Below are 21,240 nucleotides of genomic sequence, written 5' to 3'. Positions count from 1 at the left end.
GGTCTGAAAATTAGTTAGTTTGTGCAGGGAATTGGGGTCTCTACCGTCTCGCCGCCACGACGGGTGCGGATTGTGCAGACCTTCTCCGGAGCCGCGACGGGGGCCGGGGCCCTCTCTTCAATGCCAAGCAAAGACTGCTGATCGACTTCAACCACCTCTGCCACCTTGTCATCTTGAGCGCCAACCAGTGCCAGCGACATGCGACCCGTGTTCTGAGCCTGTGCCAGAGCGGCGATCTGTTGTGGCGTCGCTGCAACTGTGACCGTGCGAGCAATGGTTGTGCCGGTCACATCCAGACCCGCCGACTGATCAACAGCGACCAATTCGATGTTCGTCAGTACCAAACGAGTAATCTCACCGCGGCCAGAATCGCTGGTGCCACGTAATGAGCCGGTCCAATACACGTCCACCGTATCGCCTGGGCGCAAAAAGCCCGATACGCCAGATGCCACATCAACGCTTATCGCAAATGCGCGCATTCCCTTGGGCAATTGTGATCTGAGGCCAGCAGTCTCGCCTGGATTGGTGACTTTGACTTCCATAATCGCTTCGTCTTTCTCCATCGCGCGGAGAACGAATCGTTCATTGTTTTTGATTTCCGGGAATAGGGTTGTCATGTCCACGAAGGCACCCTCGGGAATCGCATCCTCAGGCCACTGAACGACGCGGATATCTTCCTGGTTCAAACGTTCGCCGTATTTGAAGGAGCGATTCGAAACCAAAACGCCTACGGTCGGGACGATGCCCGCCTGCGCATTGGCAAGCGCCTCTTCGCGCAACTTGCGTTCCTGAGCAAGTTTGGCCTGATTGTCCGTGATGTATTCGCGTGCCATATAGACAGCACCACCGGCCAACGCGACCCCGATGATAAGAACAAGTCCAAAAACAGCTCGCATTTGTCCCTCTTTTTCTTCTCTGGACCATGACAATCGAAGTCACAGTGATTCAGCATCCAAGTTACTTTTGAATTGTGTCGAAAAAGCGGACAATCCCGCTGCAATTCCTTAAAAAGGTGAATTCGCGCAGAGCGACGGAGAGAAAACGGATTGTTGCGGGTTCACGTTAGTCAAACTCGATTTCTTCAACTTCGACACCAACGATTGGTTGTCCTGCGTTCTGAAGTGATTGACTCAGGAAGAAATACATCGTTGCGGCAAGGCCTGTGACTACAGCAGTCAGGACGACCCAGTCTACCGCAACTGCGCCAATCTCGTCAGTTCTGAAACTCTTTAACTTGTTCAACATTGATTTACACCGGATCAATCTTGTTTGAAAACAAAAGGACCACGTCTTTGTGTAAAGACATGGCCCTAAATTTTAAGACTAGACCGATTAAGTCTTAGTTGTTGGTCGTCGGCAGCGTCACAGTTGCAGAGCCCAGAGCGTCATCGATGTTGCCTGCCAGGCTGCTGGCACCATTGTGGATCTGGTTGTAAGCAACGGCTGCCAGGCCAACAACAGCTGCGGTCAGAACGACCCAGTCTACAGTTACGGCGCCGTCTTCGTCTTTGCGGAAGTTCTTGATGAACTTGATCATGTTATGTCCCTCCTAAAGGATCAAAAATTAATTAACCTCGGCGTCTTTCAGAGCTTTCTCTCTCAGTCCGCTCCCGATCGTCTCGGTATGGATATATGTTTGACCCCTGTGCGTGGCAGGAATTGGGCCAAACCAATATTTTTTTGCTCAAAGCTTAATTTTTTGTTGGTGAATTTGGTAACTAATTGGAAATAAATAAAAAAAATCACACCTTTTTTGTGCTTCCGTTGTGTGGGCGATGCAAAATGGCGGCAATTGAGGCGAAATTGCCCCAATTCGCTTGGTTTTTCTGGTGTTGCGGGCCGTTATGATGTTCAAAATGCTTCAAAAGATAAGAAATCGAGGCAGGCAAATGTATTTCCGGGACGCAGTATTATGCGCCGGTGCAGCGGTGTTTCTGATGGCGGGTGCGATTCCTGTCACTGCAACCGAAACCGAGCCGCGCGGCGTCTATAAGCGCATAAAGGCCCCTAAACCGGGGACACGTCCGCGCGTGACGATTCAGATCACGCCCGAACAACATGCAGCATCACCATCAGCCCCCAGCACTGGCGCCAAGCTGGAAGTGCCTGAGATTGCCGCTATCGCAAAGCCGCCCCCATCGGTTCCTCAGAAGATTGCGGCGGCGACCAAGCCAGTTGGCTCTTATAGAGCATTCTGGAGCCGGGTATCCCCCGATCTGGCGCAGGCCAGCGCAGGTAGGCTGAGAGAGGCCGTTCAAGCGCTTACTGCCACGGGTGTCGCGGCGCCGCGTCTGCAGACCTTGCAAGACATCGCAGAAAAGCGAGGTGTGGATATTCTACGTTCGACCGTAGGGACCAATGTCTCACCCGCACTTGTCCTGGCCGTTATCTCGGTAGAATCTGCGGGCCGCACACAGGCTGTCAGTTCTGCCGGGGCGCAGGGCCTGATGCAATTGATGCCAGCTACCGCCGAACGTTTTGGGGTAGAGGACAGCCTGAAACCTGAACAGAATATCGAAGGTGGGGTCAAATACCTGCATTGGCTTATGAACGAGTTCGACAATGACCCGATTCTCGTATTGGCAGGCTACAATGCGGGCGAAGGGGCCGTGCGCAAGCATAGTGGTGTGCCACCTTATGCCGAGACCAGAGACTACGTGCCCAAGGTTCTGGCCGCGTTTCAGGTCGCGAGTGCTCTATGTACAACAACACCGCAGTTCGTTTCGGACCCCTGCATTTTTCAGACTTCGAACTAAAAAAGGCCCGCATCGCAGCGGGCCTTATGTTTCATTGGCCTGAGGTCAATCTACGATTGTTGCCTGAGTCGCTCCTCGCATCTCGTCCTCGCTGACACCATCGGCCAGTTCGACGATCTTCAGGCCGCCTTCGACGACATCCAGAACACCCAGATTGGTGATGATGCGATCCACAACGCCTTGGCCAGTCAGAGGCAGCGTGCATTCCTTCAGCACTTTTGAATCACCATGCTTGTTGGTGTGATCCATCACTACGATCACGCGACCAACGCCAGCGACCAGATCCATCGCGCCGCCCATGCCTTTGACCAGCTTGCCGGGAATCATCCAGTTGGCCAGGTCTCCTTTCTCGTCCACTTCCATCGCACCCAAAATCGCAGCGGCGATCTTGCCGCCTCGGATCATGGCGAACGAGGTCGCGCTATCGAAGTAAGAGGTGCGGGACAGTTCGGTAATCGTCTGCTTGCCCGCGTTGATCAGGTCAGCGTCTTCCTCGCCCTCAAACGGGAAAGGCCCCATGCCCAGCATACCGTTTTCGGACTGTAGGGTGATGTCCTTGTCCCCTACATAGTTCGCCACCAGCGTCGGAATACCGATGCCGAGGTTCACATACATGCCGTCTTCCAGCTCTTCTGCCGCACGTGCGGCCATCTGATTGCGATCCCAGGGCATTATGCGTCCTCCTTCTTGCGGGTGGTGCGCTGTTCGATGCGCTTTTCGTGGCTGCCTTGGATAATGCGATGCACATAGATGCCGGGCAGGTGGATGCCATCCGGGTCCAGCGAGCCGCGCGGGACGATTTCTTCAACCTCAGCCACACAAATCTTGCCGCAAGTCGCTGCGGGCACGTTAAAGTTGCGGGCGGTCTTGCGGAACACGAGGTTTCCGGTGTCATCGGCTTTCCACGCCTTTACGATCGCGAGGTCGGCGAAGATGCCTTCCTCCATGATATAGGTCTCGCCGTTGAATTCCTTGTGCTCTTTGCCTTCCGCGATCACCGTTCCCACGCCCGTCTTGGTGTAAAACCCGGGGATGCCAGCGCCACCGGCCCGCATCCGCTCGGCCAGTGTGCCTTGTGGATTGAATTCCAGCTCCAGTTCTCCACTCAGATACTGGCGCATGAATTCGGCGTTTTCCCCAACGTAAGAGCTGATCATCTTTTTGACCTGCTTGGTTTGCAGTAGGATGCCGATGCCAAAATCATCCACACCTGCGTTATTCGAGGCAAATGTCAGATCCTTCGCGCCTGAGGCCTTGATTGCTTCAAGCAGCATTTCCGGGATACCGCACAGCCCAAAGCCGCCCGCAGCGATCAGCATGCCGTCCGATATCACCCCATCGAGCGCCTCATCGGCATTGTCATAGATTTTCTTCATGGAAAACTCCCCCAATGACATGGTGTTGGGCCGATTTGTGCCGCCACGTCACGGGGAAGTCAACGAATCCAAGGGTCAGGTGGTATTTCTACCTAACTTGCTTTCTTGGTGGTCTTCTTGGCAGCAGCTTTCTTCTTGGGGGCTGCCTTTTTCTTTGTGCCTTTCTTGGCCGCGCGTTCATTGACCAGTTCGATGGCCATTTTCTGGGTCACATCCTCGGGTTTGATGTCTTTGGGGATCGTCGCGTTGACCTTTTCCCATTTCACATACGGCCCATAGCGCCCGTCCAACACCTGCATCGCGCCGCCGTCGGGATGGTCGCCCAGCTCTTTCAGCGGCTTCGCGGCCGCCCGACGTCCGCGACCTGGATTGGCGCGTTTTTCGGCCAACAGTTCGACGGCGCGGTTCATGCCGATCTCAAACACATCGTTCGGGTCTTTGAGGTTGGCGTAGACGGGCTTTGCCTCGTCGGCCAACTGATGCATTAGATAAGGTCCAAAGCGACCAAAGTTCGAACTGATCATGCCGCCTTCGGGGTGCTCGCCGATCTGACGGGGCAAGGACAGAAGAGTCAGCGCTTTCTCCAGATCCATGTCGTCTTTGCTCCAGCCACGGGGCAGGGACGCACGAGGAGGCTTCTTGTTCTCAGGCGTGGGCTCTCCGCGCTGGACATATGGCCCAAATCGACCGGATTTCAGCCAGATCTCATCGCCCCCATCTTCGCCCAGCAAACGCTCGTCACCTTCCGCGCCCTCACCAGCGATCGGACGGGTATAAGTGCACTCAGGATAGTTGCCACAACCGACAAACCCGCCGGTGCGCGAAGTTTTCAGATGTAACTGGCCAACACCGCATTTAGGGCAAATGCGCGGGTCCGAGCCATCTTCACGCGGCGGATACAGTTGCGGTGCCAGCGCTTCGTCCAGCTTGTCCAGCACTTCCGAGATACGCAGCTCCGATGTCTCACCAATCGCGGCAGAGAAATCGCGCCAGAACTTGCCCAGCAGATCCTTGTAGTCGCGTTCACCTGCGCTGACGTCGTCAAGCTCTTCTTCCAGATTGGCGGTGAACTCGTAGCCCACATACTGGCGAAAGAAATTCAGCAGGAAGATGGTGACGATCCGGCCCTTTTCTTCGGGGATCAGCCGATTCTTGTCTTTACGTACATATTCACGATCCTGAATCGTGGTGACAATCGAGGCATAGGTCGACGGACGCCCGATCCCCAGCTCTTCCATCCGTTTGACCAGCGTCGCCTCTGTATAGCGCGGGGGCGGTTGGGTGTGATGCTGCAGCGCCAGAACGGATTCGTTCTCGGCCAGAATGGCGGCCTTTTCCGAGTCGGCGGTGGCCTTGGCAAACTGATCACGCAGCGAGGTCTTGGCAAAACGTGCGGGATCGCCCTGCATGATCTGTGGCAAGCGCTTGTCGTCATCGTCGACCACGTCATCGCGGCCTTCTTCATAAACGCGCATGAAGCCATCGAACAGCACCACCTGACCAGTGGCGCGCAGGCCAACCTGACCGTCCGTGCTGGTGATCTCAACAGTCGTGCGTTCAAGTCGTGCGGCAGCCATCTGACAGGCAATGGTGCGTTTCCAGATCAGATCATAAAGCTTGCGCTGATCCTCATCGGTCACCTTCAGCGCCTTGGCATCGCGCGACATATCTGTCGGGCGAATACACTCGTGTGCTTCCTGAGCGTTTTTGGCCTTGTTTTTGTACATGCGTGGGCTGTCTGGCACGTATTCCGCACCATAACGGTCGGCGATTGCATCGCGCGCTGCCGCCACGGCCTCGGGGGCCATGTCGATACCGTCGGTTCGCATGTAGGTAATGTATCCGGCCTCATACAGCCGCTGGGCCACCTGCATCGCATGGCGTGCGCCCATGCCGAACTTGCGGCTGGCTTCTTGCTGTAAGGTCGACGTCATGAACGGGGCAGACGGGTTGCGCGCGGCAGGCTTGGCCTCGACCGATGTCACGCTCAGATCACGGCTGGTGATCGCCTGAACCGCCAGTTCGGCTTGCGTTGCATTCGCTAGATCGTGCTTGTCCAGTTTCTTGCCTGCCAGCGTGACTAGACGCGCCTCGTAGGTCTGGCCCCGAGGCGTCTCGAACACAGCCTTGACCGACCAGTATTCGACCGGCTTGAAGGCTTCGATCTCCATCTCGCGTTCGACGATGAGGCGCAGGCAGACCGATTGCACGCGCCCCGCTGAACGGGCACCCGGCAACTTGCGCCACAGAACGGGCGACAGGTTGAACCCTACCAGATAGTCCAGCGCGCGGCGGGCCAGATAGGCCTCGACCAGCGGCATATCGACCTCACGCGGGTTCTGCATCGCCTCGGTCACGGCGTCCTTGGTGATCGCGTTGAACGTCACGCGGCTGACTGGCGTGTCCTTCTTGATCGAACGCCGCTTGGTCAGCGCTTCTTGCAGGTGCCAGCTGATTGCCTCGCCTTCGCGATCAGGGTCAGTCGCGAGGATCAGTGCGTTGTCTTCTTTCAGAGCGTCGGCGATCGCCTTGACATGCTTACGGCTGTCATTGCCGACCTCCCATTTCATTGAAAATTCATGCTCGGGATCGACCGACCCATCCTTCGGCGGCAGGTCCCGCACATGGCCATATGAGGCCAAAACGGTGTAGTCGGGGCCAAGATATTTATTGATCGTTTTTGCTTTGGCCGGAGATTCTACAACAACTACGGGCATTTAAGAGGAATCCTCGCTCGACGGATTTTGCGCTTTGTATGACCGTGCAAAATGTGTGGGGCAAGATCGAATTGTCAATGCGTTCGTTTTCACCACAAAAAATACTTTGTATTAAAGCCTGATCTGGTCGTGCCGCTCGCGGAATCAGGTGCCGAATCCATTCGATAGCTTAGGCGCAAAGTGACAGCAGGCCGCCTGGTTGCCGCTGAATCTTGCCCTCAAGCTCCAGATCGACCAACACAGGGCCGACTTCGCCCGCAGATGCAGCGATGTCTCGGATCAACTGGTCTTCCGCGATCGGAGATGGGCCAAGTCGAGTCAGAATCGCCTCGTGCAAGGCTTGGGGCGTGATTTCGGCTGAGTCTGCCTCGGGTCCAAGCGGTGGGATTTGTTGGGCAGAAGATTGTAGCTGTTGCTTGGGCAAAGCTTCAATCACGTCTTCTGCATTGCGGACGAGTGTCGCCCCGTCTCGGATCAGCAGATTGCATCCTGCCGCGCGGGCGTCAAAGGGATGGCCGGGCACGGCCAGAACCTCGCGCCCTTGGTCCAGGGCGTCCCGCGCGGTGATCAAGCTGCCGGATTTCGCCGCGGCCTCGACAACGACCACTGCCTGCGCCAGACCCGAGATAACGCGATTGCGGCGCGGAAAATGTCGTGCCTGAGGTGTTGTGCCCATCGGTTGTTCAGACAGACGAAGTCCGGTGTCTGCGATATCTCGCGCCAGATCGGCATTTTCGGCCGGATAGATCACATCAACCCCACCTGCCAACACTGCCACAGTACCGGTCGCCAACGCGGCGAGGTGCGCCGAGGTGTCAATGCCGCGGGCAAGCCCCGAGACCACGACATAGTCTTGCTTACCCAGATCCGTCGCCAACGCCCGCGCCATGCGCGCGCCCAGCGAAGAACAGTTCCGTGCCCCGACCATGGCAATTGCCCGGCGTTTCAAGATCGACGGATCGCCGATTGCCCAAAGCATCGGGGGCGCATCCGAAAGGTCACATAACGCGTAAGGGTAATCGGCGGCCCCAAGGCACAAAAGCCGCGCTTTGGCGACCTTTGCGGCCTTGAGCTCCGCCTCAATTACGCCGGGCGGGCAGATTTCATAATCCTCGATCCCGGCAGCGCGCGCCATTTCCGGCAACGCGGCCAGCGCGTTCTGCGCCGAGCCATGTTCGCGCAATAAGCGCCGGAATGTTGCCGGCCCTACTTTGCGTGAGCGCAACAGACGGAGCCAGGAAAACCGGTCCTCTTCCGTGGTGGGTGGGAGTGGGGGGTGATTGGAAGAAAGCTGCTCTTCGGTCATCCGATGCTCCGCCTGATTGCAAAACTGGTTTACGGTGCAGCGGGTTAACAGCCTGTGAATCTTAGAAAATTAGATCAGTATTTTTCGAACCCATCCCTCGGAGAGATGATTATGTCATTGAAAGAAAGAAAGAAAATTCGTGCGAATTATCTTGGCTCACATATCCATGGATGAGTTTTTGATTTGACGCGAAGGGTAGTGTGTTAACCCTTCGCGCCTCGATTCTCGTTTTGGGCCGACTCAGGTGGCAGAGCCGCCCACAGTCAGCCCATCCATCAAAACGGTAGGTTGGCCGACACCGACCGGCACCCATTGCCCATCCTTGCCACATGTGCCCATGCCGGGATCCAGCGCCATGTCATTGCCCAGTCCCCGAATGCGTTTTAGCGCCGAGGGGCCGTCGCCAATCAGCGTCGCGCCTTTGACCGGAGCGCCGATCTTGCCGTTCTCGACACGATATGCCTCGGTGCAGGAGAACACGAACTTGCCGTTGGTGATGTCGACCTGGCCACCGCCGAAGCCCACAGCCCAGATGCCGTCTTTGATATCTGCCACCAACGAGGCCGGATCGGCATCGCCACCCAACATGATCGTATTGGTCATGCGCGGCATCGGTTTATGGGCATAGCTTTGACGCCGGCCGTTCCCGGTTGGAGAAACGCCCATCAGGCGTGCGTTCTGGCGGTCCTGCATATATCCGGTGAGGATTCCATCCTCGATCAGAACTGTACGCGAACTGGGTGTACCCTCGTCATCCACTGATATCGAACCGCGTCGGTCTGCAATCGTCCCATCATCCACGACTGTTACACCTTTCGAAGCGATCTGCTGCCCCATCAGCCCGGCAAAAGCGGAACTGCCCTTGCGGTTGAAATCACCTTCAAGCCCGTGGCCGATGGCCTCGTGCAACAGAATACCGGGCCAACCGGGGCCCAACGCGACTTCCATCACGCCGGCAGGTGCAGGGACGGCATCCAGATTGACCATCGCGATCCGCAGAGCCTCACGCGCCTTATCTTGCCAGTCTGAGGGATCGATCAAGCCATCCAGCCCAACACGTCCGCCACCTCCGGCAGAGCCGCTTTCGCGCCTGCCGTTCTGTTCTACTATAACCGAGATGTTCAGGCGGGTCATCGGGCGTATATCGCGCACCTGCACACCATCGGGGCGAAGAATCTCGACCTCCTGCACTGCAGCGGCAATCGTGGCGCTGACTTGCACAACCCGGGAATCCAGATCACGGGTAAAAGCGTCTATCTCGCGCAGTGTCTCGATTTTGACCGGGAAGGCGGCGGATTCGATCGGGTCTTCATCGGTATATAACCTGGTATTGGTGGCACGTGGTGGCCCGGCCAGCGTCCCACCACCATCGCCGACCGCCAACCGCGCGGTTTCGGCTGCACGCTTCAGAGAGGGAATCGAAACATCCGTTGAATGCGCGTATCCAGCCACTTCACCCTGCACCGCGCGAAGACCGAATCCCTCGGAAGCGTCGTAAGAGGCCGTGCGCAATCGGCCGTCATCAAACACCAAAGATTCGGATTTGCGCCGTTCTACGAACAGTTCCCCATCCTCGGCGCCATCAGTTGCAGCCTTCAGTACAGCAAGCGCTTCATCCTTGGGAAGAACGCTTTCAAACGGGCGAAACGGGGCCTGAGTCATCAGTTGTGACCTTTCGGGTTTGATCCAGATCAAAAATAGCGTCTGTTTGACGCAAGCATTTTGCTTTATCTACCCGACGGAATATGGTTTTTAACGCGGCCAAAGACAACGGGAGAGGTGCGACCGATTCACACCTTTTCGCGAGAGACGCAAAGATCAAACGATCAGGACAGAAAATGAAGAATGCTTTGATGCTTTCCGGGCTTGCTACGGCCCTCTCCAGCCTTCCCGCCATGGCTCAGGAGCTTGAGATTATTGGCAAGCCGGTTGACGGCGGCATGGGGTTCCAGCCTGCTGCCACCAGCCTTGCCGAAGGGATTCAGTCGCTGGACAACATGATTCTGGTGATCATCACCGCGATCTGTGTGTTTGTTGCGGGTCTGCTGGTTTACTGCATCGTACGCTACAACCAGCGCGTAAACCCGAACCCGGCTCGGTTCTCGCATTACACTCCGGTTGAGATTGCATGGACATTGGGCCCGATCCTGATTCTGGTCTTCATCGGAGCGTTCTCGCTGCCGGTTCTGTTCAAACAGCAGGAAATTCCTGAAGGCGATATCACCATCAAAGTCGTGGGGAACCAGTGGTACTGGACCTATGAATATGTCGACCATGACTTTGCCTTCGATAGCTATCTCCTGGGCCACCCGGCCACCCTCGACGAGGGCGCGCGCCCGGCGGATGCCGACGTAACCCCATTTGTTCTGGACGATGCGATGCGGGCGAAGCTGGCCGATGCAGGCTATGGCGAAGACGAATGGCTGCTCGCCACCGACACCGCGGTCGTTGTTCCGGTCGGCAAGATTGTCGTGATGCAGGTTACTGCATCGGACGTGATCCATTCCTGGACCATTCCTTCGTTCGGCGTGAAGCAGGACGGCGTTCCTGGTCGTCTGGCCGAACTGTGGTTCGAAGCAGACAAGGAAGGCGTCTATTTCGGACAGTGCTCTGAGCTGTGCGGTAAAGACCATGCCTATATGCCAATCACTGTCAAAGTGGTCAGCGAAGAGGCATATGAACAGTGGCTGCAGGGCGCGCTTGAAGAATATGCAGGTCAGCCTGCTTCCTACCAAGTGGCCTCGAACTAAGCCCTTCGCGGCCTAGATAAACACATGCGGGCTGCGCGGAAATCGCGCAGCTTTTGCCCCGAAAAGGACCGGATATGAGCGACGCAAGCTTCAATGCCAGCACCGTCTCTGCGCAGACCCGCGCGGACGAGGCCAGCTTTGGCGATTATTTCGCCCTGCTGAAGCCGCGCGTTATGTCGCTGGTCGTATTCACGGCTTTGGTCGGACTGCTTGCGGCTCCGGTTCCGATACATCCTTTTGTTGGCTTCTGCGCCATCCTGTTCATCGCTATTGGTGGCGGTGCATCCGGCGCGCTGAACATGTGGTGGGACGCGGATATCGACCGCGTGATGAAGCGCACCAAAGGCCGTCCAATCCCCTCTGGCAAAGTTGAAGTAGGCGAGGCATTGGCGCTGGGTCTGGCTCTGTCTGGCCTGTCCGTGATTATGCTGGGTTTGGCAACCAACTGGTTTGCAGGGGCGTTTCTGGCCTTCACTATTTTCTTCTATGTTGTCGTCTACACGATGTGGCTGAAACGCTCGACGCCTCAGAACATCGTCATTGGTGGTGCCGCGGGGGCGTTCCCGCCGGTCATCGGATGGGTCGCGGCCACTGGCTCGATGACTCTCGAACCGTGGTTGATGTTTGCCCTGACATTCATGTGGACACCTCCGCATTTCTGGGCGTTGGCCTTGTTCATGCGCTCGGACTATGACGATGCCGGGGTGCCGATGTTGACCGTCACGCACGGCCGCCGTGCAACGCGCTGGCACATTCTGGTCTATACCGCGTTGCTGGCGATGCTGGCGGTGGGGACTGCGTTCTCGGATATCGGAGGCCCGATTTATCTGGTCGTTGCGCTGGTTCTGAATGGTTTGTTTCTGCGGGGGGCCTGGCAGATTTCTCGTCGAAACGAAGACGATTCGGAGGCCGACAACTTCAAGGTCGAACGCAGTTTCTTCAAACTGTCGCTGCTGTACCTGTTTCTGCATTTCGGCGCGATTCTCGTCGAGGCCCTGTTGAAACCTTACGGATTAGGAGGCTGGTCATGAGCCTGCGCAAAACTCACGAACTTCACCAAAGACGGTTCAGCCGCAATCTGGGCGTCGGCCTGACACTGGCCGCGTTTATCGTGATCATCTTCGGCCTGACAGTCGTCAAGGTCTCGAACACAGATTTTAGTCTGGCGACGCAGCAGGTGCAGAACTGATGAAGTTGACGGGGCCACAGAAAACGGTCGCGCAACTGGTCGGCGTCGTCGTCCTTATGGGCGGTTTGGCATGGGCAGCGGTGCCGTTTTATAATTGGTTCTGCCGGGTCACGGGGTATGGAGGGACCACGGGGGTTGCCGAGAAAGCCCCTGATGACATTCTCGACCAAGTGGTTACGGTCCGATTTGATGCCTCCAAGGCCAAGGGTATGCCGTGGGAATTCAAGCCGGTCGAACGCGAGATGAAAATACGTATCGGTGAGACAGGTCTGGCGTTCTACGAAGCGTACAACCCAACCGACAAGCCCGTCGCAGGGCAGGCGTCCTACAACGTGGCGCCCTATTCCGCCGGGGGGTATTTTCAGAAAATCGCCTGTTTCTGCTTCGATGAACAGGTGTTGGAGCCGGGTGAGCGAGTCGAGATGCCCGTTACGTTCTTCGTCGATCCCGAACTGATCGAAGATCCCGAAGCAAAATATGTGCATACGATCACTCTGTCGTATACATTCTATGAGATTGATCTGCCCGAGGGCTATGCCGCCCTTGATGTGCAGGCTGAAACAAACAAGAACTAACGCCTGTAGGTGAGGGACGCTGATGGCACACGCAAAAGACCATGATTACCACATTCTGAACCCGTCAATCTGGCCACTGATCGGCGCGGTAAGCGGATTTGTGATGCTGTTCGGGGCCGTTCTTTGGATGCACGGGATTACCCCGTGGATCTTCTGGATGGGGCTGGTCGGGGTTCTTTATACCATGTTTGCATGGTGGTCCGAAGTCGTGGTCGAAAGCCGTCAGGGCGATCATACGCCGGTCGTGCGTATTGGCCTGCGCTATGGCTTTATCCTGTTCGTGATGTCCGAGGTGATGTTCTTCTTCGCCTGGTTCTGGTCGTTCTTCAAACATCGCATGTATCCGATGTACGACTATGCCGGTACTGAATACATCCAGCCGGATATCCACGCCGTTGATCCGTTTCACCTTCCACTGATCAACACTTTGGTCCTGTTGCTGTCGGGCTGCGCAATTACTTGGGCCCACCATGCTCTTGTACACAATAACGACCGCAAGGCACTGGTACAGGGGTTGTCCATCGGCATCGCACTGGGCGTAGCGTTCACCCTCCTGCAAGGCTATGAGTATTATGAGCTGCTGGCCCATGAAGGCTGGAAGTTCGGTGGCGATCAGTTCTATTCGAACTTCTTCATGGCAACCGGTTTCCACGGCGCGCACGTGATTATCGGCACCATCTTCCTGTCGGTCTGTCTGATCCGCGCCCTGAAGGGGGACTTTACGCCCGAGAAACACGTCGGGTTTGAGGCTGCCGCATGGTATTGGCACTTCGTTGACGTCGTCTGGCTGTTCCTGTTTTTCGCCGTCTACATCTGGGGTCAGGCCCCGCTGATGTAACGCCACGCAGGTGATCCAATTGCAAAAGCCGCCCCATGGGGCGGCTTTTTCTCAATCAGGGGCGCAAGATTGCGCCCCATACAATTACATGGTTGCACTTCGGTTCACGTGCCCCTTAACAAGGCGCCGGTTCACGCAACAAGGTCTGATCCCAATATGCGTCGCATTCTGTTTCTGCTGATCTTCGGCTTTGCCGGTCTGGGCCTGCTGCTGTCGCTGGGCACTTGGCAACTGCAGCGGCTGACCTGGAAACAGGAGGTGCTGGCCGAGATCGAAAGCCGCATCGCTGCCGATCCTGTCGACATGCCATTGCAGGTGTCCGAAGATGCGCACAAATACCTGCCGGTGACGGTGACAGGCGAGATCGAACCGGGCGAGATCCACGTTTTGGTTTCGGTCAAGCAGGTGGGGCCGGGGTATCGGATCATCCAGTCCTTTACCACCGACGACCGGACTATTCTGGTGGATCGCGGCTTTGTGCCGACCACTGCCAAGCAGGCTGTTCGCCTGACTGGCCCGATGGAAATCACCGGCAACCTGCACTGGCCCGATGAAGTTGATGGCTACACGCCTGACGCAGATATTGACGGCAACATCTGGTTCGCCCGTGATGTGCCCAATCTGGCCGCCGCGCTGGGGGCTGAGCCGGTGTTGCTAATTGCCCGCTCGGAAACCGATCCGAATGTAACGCCAATGCCGGTGGATACGGCGGGCATCCCCAACGATCATTTGCAATATGCAATCATCTGGTTTGGTCTTGCTCTGGTCTGGGCCGCAATGACCGGATACTTCCTGTGGCGCAGCCGTGCCAATTCCGAAAGTGACGCGACATGAAATACATCTCAACCCGCGGGCAGGCGCCCGAACTGACCTTTGAAGAGGCGATGCTGACCGGACTGGCCCGTGATGGTGGTCTGTACTTGCCCGCTGAAATTCCGGTGATGTCGCAGGACGAAATTGCTGCGTTGGCTGGCTTGTCCTACGAAGAAATCGCATTCCGCGTGATGTGGCCCTATGTGAGTGGCTCGTTCTCTGATGATGAGTTTAAAAAGATCATTGCGCGCGCTTATGAGGGCTTCGGCCATGACGCCCGCGCGCCCTTGAAGCAGCTGAACGAGAACCATTTTCTGCTGGAGCTGTTTCACGGACCCACACTGGCTTTCAAAGATTTTGCCATGCAGCTAATCGGCCAGCTGTTCCAGGTTGCGCTCAAACGGCGCGAAGATCGCGTGACCATTGTCGGCGCGACGAGCGGTGACACCGGTTCAGCCGCAATCGAAGCGTTCCGTGGGCTGGATGCGGTGGATGTGTTCATCCTGTTCCCACATGGCCGTGTGTCCGAAGTGCAGCGCCGTCAGATGACTACGCCTGCAGACAGTAATGTGCACGCTTTGGCGGTAGACGGCGATTTCGATGACTGTCAGGCCGCGCTCAAAGACATGTTCAACGACTTTGATTTCCGCGACGGTGTGAAACTTGCAGGCGTCAATTCGATCAACTTCGCCCGCGTGTTGGCACAGATCGTTTACTATTTCTCCGCCGCCGTCAGCCTCGGCGCGCCACATCGCAAGGTCAGCTTCACCGTGCCGACAGGGAATTTCGGCGATATCTTCGCAGGCTATCTGGCCAAACGCATGGGGCTGCCCATCGATCGTCTGGTGGTGGCGACCAACCAGAACGATATTCTGCATCGCTGTCTCTCCGGCGAGGGATATTTCAAGGGCGATACAATCCCCTCAATCAGCCCTTCAATGGATATTCAGGTTAGCTCGAACTTTGAGCGCGCACTGTACTACGCCTATGGCGAAGATGGCGGCGCAGTCGCTCAGTTGATGGACGAACTCAAGAGCGGAGGTTTCAATGTCAGCCAAGGCGCGATGGAGGCTCTGCGAGAAAGCTTTGACTCGGGCCGCGTTTCTGAGGACGAGACGCTTGAGACGATCAGGCGCACGATGGTCCACAGCGCCGAGTTGGTTTGTCCGCACACCGCCGTTGGGATCAAAGTGGCTGAAGACCACCGCGCTGCCGATGTGCCCATGATCACGCTCGCAACCGCGCATCCCGCGAAGTTCCCGGCGGCGGTCGAGAAGGCAAGCGGCGAACATCCGCCTCTTCCATCCCGCATGTCTGATCTGTATGAACGTCCGGAACGGGTGACCCGCGTTGCGAACGATCTGGGTGCCCTTGAGGATCATATCAGAAGGCATATTGCTGAGTGACAGTCAGACAGGACCAACTGAAGAACGGATTTCGTATCGTCAGTGAACATATGCCGGGGCTGCAATCTGCGGCCATCGGCATCTGGGTAACCGCCGGTGGGCGGCACGAGCGGATCGAGCAGAACGGTATCGCGCATTTCCTTGAGCATATGGCGTTCAAGGGAACCCAGCGGCGTTCTGCGCTGCAAATCGCCGAAGCGATCGAGGATGTGGGCGGGTACATCAACGCCTATACTTCGCGCGAAGTTACGGCCTATTATGCACGCGTACTGAAGGACGATGTGGCGCTGGCCATGGATGTCATCGGCGACATCGTCCTGAACCCGGTGTTCGACCCGCGCGAGATCGAGGTCGAGCGCGGAGTGATCCTGCAGGAGATCGGTCAGGCCTATGACACACCTGACGATGTAATCTTTGACTGGCTGCAAGAGCAGAGCTATCACGACCAACCCCTTGGCCGCACCATTCTGGGCCCGACCGAGCGCGTCAGTGCGTTTTCCCGTGAGGACTTGTCGGGTTTTGTGGCTGAGCACTATGGGCCGGAACAGATGATCCTGTCTGCAGCTGGAGCTGTGGACCACGATGCGCTGATGAAACTGGCCGAAGAGATGTTCGGCCACCTGCAGCCGCGCAAGGGTCTGATCCCCGACGCTGCGCGGTTCACTGGTGGTGAGGCGCGGCAGGAGAAAGAACTGGAGCAGGCGCATTTCGCGCTGGCGCTGGAAAGTCCGGGCTATCGCGATGATGCGATCTATACGGCCCAGATTTACTCGACCGCTCTGGGTGGAGGCATGTCCTCGCGCCTGTTTCAGGAAGTGCGCGAAACGCGCGGGCTTTGTTATACGATCTTTGCTCAGACCGGTGCTTATGCGGATACCGGTACGACAACGATTTACGCAGGCACCTCGGCCGATCAGGTGGGCGAATTGGCGACGATTACCATCGACGAGATGAAGCGCGCTGCCGAAGACATGAGCGCAGAAGAGGTTGCCCGTGCGCGGGCCCAGATGAAGGCCGGGATGCTGATGGGGCTGGAAAGCCCGTCGAACCGGGCCGAACGGCTGGCGCGGCTGGTGCAGATCTGGGGACGTGTGCCCTCGCTTGAGGACACCGTGGCCAAGATCGATGCGGTCAGCACCGAGGACGTGCGTGCCTTTGCCGAAGACATGGCAGTCAAAGCCCCTGCAGCGCTGGCGTTGTATGGGCCGGTCTCGGGCGCACCGACGCTGGTGGATCTGCAGGAGAGGCGTGCGGCGTGATGCTGTTAGGCAGACGCAAGCTGAAACTCGAAACCGAGCGCTTGACGCTGCGCCCGCCCATGCATTCCGACTTCAACGACTGGACCGCCTTGCGGCGTGCTTCAAAGGACTATCTGGTGCCGTGGGAGCCGGTTTGGGCCAAGGACCATCTGAGCCGAAAGTCGTTTACCAACCGGGTCTATTGGGCCCAGCGCTCAGTCGCGAGTGGAACGGCGATACCTCTGTTCCTGTTTCGTCGCACAGACAATATTCTGCTAGGGGCGATCACGTTGGACAATGTTCGCCGTGGTCCGGCGCAGGCTGGCACCTTGGGCTATTGGACCGGGCAGGCCTTTGCGCGTCAGGGGTTCATGCGCGAAGCAATTGGCGCCGTTGTTCATCACGCCTTCACCCGTCTGGATTTAAGCCGGATCGAGGCCGCGTGTTTGCCTGAGAACAAGGCCTCTCGCGGTCTGCTGGAAAGCTCAGGCTTCAAATACGAAGGCGTGGCGCAGTCTTATCTGCAGATCAATGGGCGCTGGCGAACGCATGTTCTGTATGCCAGCCTAAGGTCCGATCGTCGGGGCAAGACTGAGGCAGGCTAGAGGGCTCTGCCGCCAGGCATGGCAAGCCTCCTGTCATGGAGATATCCGTGGCCAGATCAACAAGGGCATGACTTGTTGGCCCATTGCGCTACACTTGCCCTATGTGGCGGTTTGTTGCGGGACTGATGATGATTGCAGGCGGGGCTGTGGCGCAGGAGCGGCGGCCTAGTCACTGTATCGCCATCGCAGATGCGGCACCGGGGATTGAATATCTTCACAAAGCGGCGTGGCAGGATCCCGTGCCCGAGTTTTCGGTTCGTATCAGCTATGTCGCGCATGCATCGTTTCTGATCCAGACACAGGGCGGGCTGAACGCGGTGACCGATTTCACCGGTTTTATCGGAGGCGCTGCGCTAATTCCTGACGTGGTCACAATGAACCATGCGCACAGCACCCACTGGACTGCCCATCCCGATCCGGCCATCCCGTATGTCTTGCCGGGCTGGGGCGAGTTCGGCGAAGGCATCGAGCACCATCTTGATCTGGGTGAGATGCTGATTCGCAATGTGTCGACCGATATCCGTTCGGCCTATGGCGGTATTGAAGATCGCGGAAACTCGATCTTTGTGTTCGAGGTCGAAGGGTTGTGCATCGGCCATCTGGGGCATCTGCATCACATTCCGTCGGATGAACAATTCGCTGCACTGGGTCGGCTGGATGTGGTCATGGCGGCGGTGGACGGAGGCACCACGATGCCCTTGCCCGAGATGGTTCAGGTTCTGAAACGCCTCAAAAGCTCGGTCATTATCCCGATGCATTGGTTCTCGGACTTTTCGCTCCAGCGGTTTTTGGTGGATATTCGGGATGAATTCCCGGTTGAACGGGATGGGGTGTCCGAGATTGTCGTCTCGTTGCGCACGCTGCCCGACAGGCCGACGGTTGTGGTGCTGGAGCCTCAGTACCTGATAGAGCTGGAATAGGGCTTGTCGCGGCCCGTGGCCTTTGGCAGGGAAGAGCCATGAAACTGAACCCTGCAGACAGCCGCCTTGCCGAAGCAATCAGAGCCCGATTGGGTGCTGACGTTTTGCGCCCGATTGCAGATCGTTACCTTGAAGAGCCGCGTCAGCGGTTTGTCGGGCAGCCCGGTTTGCTTGCCTTGCCGCGCACTGTGGAAGATGTGTCGGCTTTGGTGCAATTGGCCGCAGACGCTCGGGTGCCTGTTGTCCCTTATGGCGGCGGCACCGGCCTGGTAGGAGGGCAGGTTGTTCCGGATGGTCCTGTCCCTTTGATCGTTTCCCTGGAACGGATGACGGCGATACGGGCGACTTACCCCACCGAGAACATACTTGTGGCCGAGGCCGGTGCCATTCTGGCCGACGTCCAGACTGCCGCTGAAGACGCGGACCGTCTATTTCCCCTGTCGCTGGCTGCGCAGGGTTCTTGCCGGATTGGCGGCAATCTGGCCACCAATGCGGGTGGCGTGAATGTGCTGCGCTATGGCAATGCGCGCGATCTGTGCCTGGGGCTTGAGGTGGTATTGCCCAGTGGTGAGATCTGGCATGGGCTTAGCCGGTTGCGTAAGGACAACACCGGTTATGACCTGCGTAACCTGATGATCGGGTCCGAAGGGACACTTGGCATAATTACGGCGGCGGCGTTGAAGCTGTTCCCGCGACCCAGGGGCGTTGGAACCGCAATGTTTCAGGTCTCCTCACCCGGGGCTGCCATTGATCTGTTGTCAGTGGCGCGGGATCAAGTGGGGGAAGCGGTCAGTACGTTTGAGCTGATCCATGGGCAGGGCCTCGAATTCCTGACCGAGGTTTTGCCCGACGTGCGGCAACCCTTTGAGGCAACACCGGAATGGAGTGTGTTGATCGAGCTGGGCTTGTCGGTCGGCCAAGACCCTTCGGACATGCTTGAGGCGATTTATGTCGCCGCTGATGAGCGCGATCTGGTCCGCGATGCGGTCATCGCGCAGAGCGAAGCACAGCGGTCCGAACTCTGGGCCGTGCGCGAGCGCATCCCCGAGGCCAACCGGCTGATCGGATCAGTTTCCAGCCATGATATCTCGGTCCCGATTTCCCGCATTCCAGAGTTCATTCGGCGCGGTGCGGATGTGGTGGCCGGGCAGGGGCCGTTTCGCGTAAACTGCTTTGGACATCTGGGCGACGGTAATCTGCACTATAACGTGTTTCCACCCGCCGGGCAGGATAAGGCGGATTTTGTCGGACAGCGGGGCGCGGTCAAACGCGCGGTACATGATCTGGTTCATGAATTTGGTGGATCGGTCAGCGCCGAACACGGTGTGGGTCGGCTCAAAACAGATGATCTGGAACGCTATGGTGATCCGGTCAAGTTGCAGGCCATGAGGGCGATTAAAACAGCGCTTGATCCTCAGGGGATTATGAACCCCGGGGCGGTTCTGGCCTAATAGACGCGCCCCGGACGTATACCGGGGCGCTGCGGTTCTTTACGACGCGGGCAGAATGACCTTGTCGATCACATGGATCACACCGTTCTCGGCTTCGATATCGGCTTGCACAACGTTGGCATCATTCACCATGACGCCATTGTCGAGATCGATGGTGATATCTCCGCCCTGCACGGTGGCGGCGGTCATGTCATCGGACAGATCACCCGACATCACTTTGCCCGGGACAACGTGATAGGTCAGCACTGCAACCAACTGGTCCTTGTTTTCGGGCTTCAGAAGATTTTCGACCGTGCCCTCGGGCAGCGCTGCAAAAGCCTCATCCGTTGGGGCGAAAACGGTGAACGGCCCTTCGCCTTTCAGCGTTTCAACCAGTTCGGCGGCCTGAACGGCAGCGACGAGCGTTTCAAAACTGCCCGCGCCCACCGCAGTATCGACGATATCCTTGGCGTGCCCATCTGCCAAAGCAGAGGTGGTCAACAGAAGACTGGCAACTCCAGCAACAGCGAATTTGCGCAACATGACATGATTTCCCTTGTTGAGAATGCCTTAGGTGGCATCATTCGGGGTACGCAGTCAGGTCGCGACAAGATCACAGAATCCAGAGGCAACTGTTTCTTGAATGTGACCCCAATCGCGCTAAGCCTGCGGCGCACGCGATTTCCAGTCACGAGTTTGTGAATTTTGTGGAGATCAGAGCCCTTCGAACTCGCACAGAACGTGCACGTCCATGCCCAAATCTTCCAGTGCCTTGCGACCACCCAGTTCGGGCAGATCGATGATGAACGCGCATGAGATGATCTCGCCACCCAGCCGTTCGATCAGCTTGATCCCGGCCGCAGCGGTGCCTCCGGTAGCCAGAAGATCATCAACGACCAGGATCTTCTCACCCGGCTGGATGGCGTCATCGTGAATTTCGACGATCGCCTCGCCATATTCCAGTTTGTAGTCCTGGCTGATCGTGGTGCCGGGCAGTTTGCCCTTTTTGCGGATCGGCACGAATCCAACGCTCAGCTGGTGGGCAATCGCACCGCCTAGAATGAAGCCGCGCGCCTCAAGGCCAACGACCTTGTCGATACGCTCACCCGCGTAAGGGTGCAACATCTGGTCAATTGCCATGCGGAACCCACGCGGGTCGGCAAACAGGGTGGTGACATCGCGGAACATGATCCCCTCATGCGGGAAATCGACGATGGTCCGAATGTAATCCTTGACCGTTTTGTTTCTGGACATGGGCCACCCCTTTGGCATCAAACACGCGCGGGGTATTTCGCCCATAAGGTGCGGTCATGCAAGAGAA

Annotated in this window: 22 protein-coding genes; 12 read left to right on the top strand and 10 right to left on the bottom strand. The window is 57.4% G+C overall.

Annotated elements, in window-relative coordinates:
- Positions 1 to 14: 14 nt before the first annotated feature.
- From cpaB to ACR0L9_RS13220, 3 genes are all read right to left on the bottom strand, one after another.
- Entirely contained in the window at positions 15 to 896 is an 882-nt protein-coding gene (gene cpaB, locus ACR0L9_RS13230) for a Flp pilus assembly protein CpaB (RefSeq protein WP_170424295.1), read from the bottom strand.
- A gap of 166 nt (positions 897 to 1,062) precedes the next feature.
- A complete protein-coding gene (locus tag ACR0L9_RS13225; protein ID WP_480570884.1) occupies positions 1,063 to 1,245 on the bottom strand; it encodes a hypothetical protein in 183 nt (60 codons plus the stop codon).
- 94 nt (positions 1,246 to 1,339) lie between these two features.
- Positions 1,340 to 1,537, bottom strand: a complete 198-nt coding sequence (locus tag ACR0L9_RS13220) for a hypothetical protein (RefSeq protein ID WP_480570881.1) — start codon at positions 1,535 to 1,537, stop codon at positions 1,340 to 1,342.
- 352 nt (positions 1,538 to 1,889) lie between these two features.
- Between ACR0L9_RS13220 and ACR0L9_RS13215 the strand changes: the two genes are divergently transcribed.
- Positions 1,890 to 2,756: a lytic transglycosylase domain-containing protein gene (locus ACR0L9_RS13215; RefSeq protein WP_480758472.1), complete on the top strand. Its 867-nt coding sequence runs from the start codon at positions 1,890 to 1,892 to the stop codon at positions 2,754 to 2,756.
- A gap of 45 nt (positions 2,757 to 2,801) precedes the next feature.
- Here the strand turns inward: ACR0L9_RS13215 and ACR0L9_RS13210 are convergent, their stop codons facing one another.
- The 5 genes from ACR0L9_RS13210 to tldD form a co-directional block, all read right to left on the bottom strand.
- The gene (locus ACR0L9_RS13210) at positions 2,802 to 3,428 is read right to left on the bottom strand and encodes a 3-oxoacid CoA-transferase subunit B (RefSeq protein WP_170397333.1); all 627 of its coding nucleotides are present in this window, start codon (positions 3,426 to 3,428) and stop codon (positions 2,802 to 2,804) included.
- Entirely contained in the window at positions 3,428 to 4,132 is a 705-nt protein-coding gene (locus ACR0L9_RS13205; RefSeq protein WP_480758474.1) for a CoA transferase subunit A, read from the bottom strand. The genes ACR0L9_RS13210 and ACR0L9_RS13205 overlap by 1 nt, the downstream gene beginning before the upstream one ends.
- 92 nt (positions 4,133 to 4,224) lie before the next feature.
- A complete protein-coding gene (topA, locus tag ACR0L9_RS13200; protein ID WP_480895835.1) occupies positions 4,225 to 6,849 on the bottom strand; it encodes a type I DNA topoisomerase in 2,625 nt (874 codons plus the stop codon).
- 169 nt (positions 6,850 to 7,018) lie between these two features.
- The gene (dprA, locus tag ACR0L9_RS13195) at positions 7,019 to 8,155 is read right to left on the bottom strand and encodes a DNA-processing protein DprA (RefSeq protein ID WP_480895834.1); all 1,137 of its coding nucleotides are present in this window, start codon (positions 8,153 to 8,155) and stop codon (positions 7,019 to 7,021) included.
- A gap of 240 nt (positions 8,156 to 8,395) precedes the next feature.
- A complete protein-coding gene (gene tldD / locus ACR0L9_RS13190) occupies positions 8,396 to 9,817 on the bottom strand; it encodes a metalloprotease TldD (protein WP_170612129.1) in 1,422 nt (473 codons plus the stop codon).
- A gap of 176 nt (positions 9,818 to 9,993) precedes the next feature.
- Here tldD and coxB point away from each other — a divergent pair, with 176 nt between their 5' ends.
- The 11 genes from coxB to ACR0L9_RS13135 all read left to right on the top strand — a co-directional run bounded on the left by coxB (position 9,994) and on the right by ACR0L9_RS13135 (position 19,940).
- Positions 9,994 to 10,905, top strand: a complete 912-nt coding sequence (gene coxB / locus ACR0L9_RS13185; RefSeq protein ID WP_170397324.1) for a cytochrome c oxidase subunit II — start codon at positions 9,994 to 9,996, stop codon at positions 10,903 to 10,905.
- A gap of 74 nt (positions 10,906 to 10,979) precedes the next feature.
- A complete protein-coding gene (cyoE, locus tag ACR0L9_RS13180; RefSeq protein ID WP_170612131.1) occupies positions 10,980 to 11,936 on the top strand; it encodes a heme o synthase in 957 nt (318 codons plus the stop codon).
- Entirely contained in the window at positions 11,933 to 12,094 is a 162-nt protein-coding gene (locus ACR0L9_RS13175) for a hypothetical protein (RefSeq protein ID WP_170397320.1), read from the top strand. Before cyoE ends, ACR0L9_RS13175 begins: the two co-directional genes overlap by 4 nt.
- Positions 12,094 to 12,669, top strand: coding sequence for a cytochrome c oxidase assembly protein (locus ACR0L9_RS13170; protein ID WP_170397318.1), 576 nt, complete (start codon positions 12,094 to 12,096; stop codon positions 12,667 to 12,669). Before ACR0L9_RS13175 ends, ACR0L9_RS13170 begins: the two co-directional genes overlap by 1 nt.
- A gap of 22 nt (positions 12,670 to 12,691) precedes the next feature.
- The gene (locus tag ACR0L9_RS13165; protein ID WP_170612133.1) at positions 12,692 to 13,507 is read left to right on the top strand and encodes a cytochrome c oxidase subunit 3; all 816 of its coding nucleotides are present in this window, start codon (positions 12,692 to 12,694) and stop codon (positions 13,505 to 13,507) included.
- Positions 13,508 to 13,663: 156 nt separating this feature from the next.
- On the top strand, positions 13,664 to 14,341 hold the full coding sequence (locus ACR0L9_RS13160; protein ID WP_480895833.1) for an SURF1 family protein: 678 nt from the start codon (positions 13,664 to 13,666) through the stop codon (positions 14,339 to 14,341).
- On the top strand, positions 14,338 to 15,726 hold the full coding sequence (thrC, locus tag ACR0L9_RS13155; protein WP_170397312.1) for a threonine synthase: 1,389 nt from the start codon (positions 14,338 to 14,340) through the stop codon (positions 15,724 to 15,726). Before ACR0L9_RS13160 ends, thrC begins: the two co-directional genes overlap by 4 nt.
- Entirely contained in the window at positions 15,723 to 16,985 is a 1,263-nt protein-coding gene (locus tag ACR0L9_RS13150) for a M16 family metallopeptidase (RefSeq protein WP_170626462.1), read from the top strand. The genes thrC and ACR0L9_RS13150 overlap by 4 nt, the downstream gene beginning before the upstream one ends.
- The gene (locus ACR0L9_RS13145) at positions 16,985 to 17,569 is read left to right on the top strand and encodes a GNAT family N-acetyltransferase (protein ID WP_170397308.1); all 585 of its coding nucleotides are present in this window, start codon (positions 16,985 to 16,987) and stop codon (positions 17,567 to 17,569) included. Before ACR0L9_RS13150 ends, ACR0L9_RS13145 begins: the two co-directional genes overlap by 1 nt.
- A 128-nt stretch (positions 17,570 to 17,697) precedes the next feature.
- A complete protein-coding gene (locus tag ACR0L9_RS13140; protein WP_255612132.1) occupies positions 17,698 to 18,489 on the top strand; it encodes an MBL fold metallo-hydrolase in 792 nt (263 codons plus the stop codon).
- A gap of 38 nt (positions 18,490 to 18,527) precedes the next feature.
- On the top strand, positions 18,528 to 19,940 hold the full coding sequence (locus ACR0L9_RS13135) for an FAD-binding oxidoreductase (RefSeq protein WP_480895832.1): 1,413 nt from the start codon (positions 18,528 to 18,530) through the stop codon (positions 19,938 to 19,940).
- Between the two features lie 39 nt (positions 19,941 to 19,979).
- Here ACR0L9_RS13135 and ACR0L9_RS13130 read toward each other — a convergent pair whose 3' ends face one another.
- Both ACR0L9_RS13130 and ACR0L9_RS13125 read right to left on the bottom strand, forming a co-directional pair.
- Positions 19,980 to 20,462 carry a fasciclin domain-containing protein gene (locus ACR0L9_RS13130; RefSeq protein WP_170424274.1) on the bottom strand — a complete coding sequence of 161 codons (483 nt, stop codon included), beginning with the start codon at positions 20,460 to 20,462 and terminating at the stop codon, positions 19,980 to 19,982.
- A 171-nt stretch (positions 20,463 to 20,633) separates the two neighbouring features.
- On the bottom strand, positions 20,634 to 21,173 hold the full coding sequence (locus ACR0L9_RS13125; RefSeq protein WP_010441681.1) for an adenine phosphoribosyltransferase: 540 nt from the start codon (positions 21,171 to 21,173) through the stop codon (positions 20,634 to 20,636).
- Between the last annotated feature and the right edge of the window lie 67 nt (positions 21,174 to 21,240).

This window comes from Ruegeria sp. I3 (genome assembly GCF_056532525.1).
The sequence above is the reverse complement of the archived record's forward strand: the minus strand, read 5'-3'. Positions and strand labels throughout refer to the sequence as shown.